The sequence below is a fragment of the Chitinophaga varians genome (assembly GCF_014529945.1).
Taxonomy (GTDB): Bacteria; Bacteroidota; Bacteroidia; order Chitinophagales; family Chitinophagaceae; genus Chitinophaga; species Chitinophaga varians.
Window position 1 is genome coordinate 1 of record NZ_JACVFB010000020.1, and the last position, 1,170, is coordinate 1,170.

Below are 1,170 nucleotides of genomic sequence, written 5' to 3' on the forward strand. Positions count from 1 at the left end.
CTGAAAACAGGGGGCGCTTATGTGCCGATGGACCCCTCTTTCCCGGCAGAGCGCATCGACTATATCTTATCTGACAGTGGCAGCCGCATCTGTATTGATGATGCGCTGATCACAGATTTTGTACAGCACCAGGCGGCTTATGCGGGCAGCTGGGAACTGCCGGCTACCGGCGAGGATTCACTGGCCTATGTGTTATATACCTCTGGTTCTACCGGTCGCCCGAAAGGTTGTATGCTGGGGCATAAGGGAGTAGTGAACCGCCTGGAATGGATGTGGCGTACCTACGCTTTCACAAATGACGACGCCGTATTACAGAAAACGACTTTCACTTTTGACGTGTCGGTATGGGAGATCTTCCTGCCGCTGTGCTGGGGTTGCCGGCTGGTACTTTGCGAAGATGAGGATGTAGTGTCTCCTGCACGGATCGGCGCGCTGATAGCGGCGTATCAGGTCACGCATATTCATTTTGTGCCGGGCATGCTGGACATGTTTATGGCGGAAGCAGATACCGACCTGTCATCTTTAAAACAGGTGATCGCCAGTGGAGAGGCGCTGTCGGTAAGAACGGTGAACACCTGGTACAGCAAAACGGCCGTGCCGTTAAATAACCTGTATGGTCCTACGGAAGCATCGATAGACGTGACCAGCTTTGTGACGCGTGCCGGCCTGGACGTTATTCCGATCGGCAAACCAGTAAGCAATACCCGTTTATATGTGCTGGATGCCAACCGGCAGTTATTACCGGTGGGCGTAGCCGGAGAGTTGTATATCGGCGGGGTGCAGCTGGCGCAGGGTTATCTCAACAGGCCGTTGCTGACAGAGAGCAGCTTTGTGGACCATCCGTTCATCGCGGGTGAGCGGCTGTACCGCACGGGCGACCTGGTACGCTGGCAGCCGGATGGCAACCTGGTATACATGGGCCGCACCGATGATCAGGTGAAAGTGCGGGGGTATCGGATAGAGCTGGGTGAAGTAGAGCATGCGTTGCTTAGTCTGCCGGATATCACCGGCGCAAGTGTGCGGGCGGTAAAAGATAAAAACGGCGAATATAACCTGGTCGGATATGTGATCAGTGAGGTGGCTCAGAGCAGCAGCGTCTTGTATGAGCGGCTGTTGGAGCGTATCCCGGCGTATATGGTGCCGGGCCGGTTTATGCAGCTGTCCCGTTTT

At 55.2% G+C, this 1,170-nt stretch carries 1 protein-coding gene; it reads left to right on the forward strand.

Annotation, left to right across the window (positions count from 1 at the left end):
- Positions 1-1,170, forward strand: a 1,170-nt coding sequence (locus ICL55_RS34855) for an amino acid adenylation domain-containing protein (RefSeq protein ID WP_188106690.1), incomplete at both ends; no start/stop codon positions are given.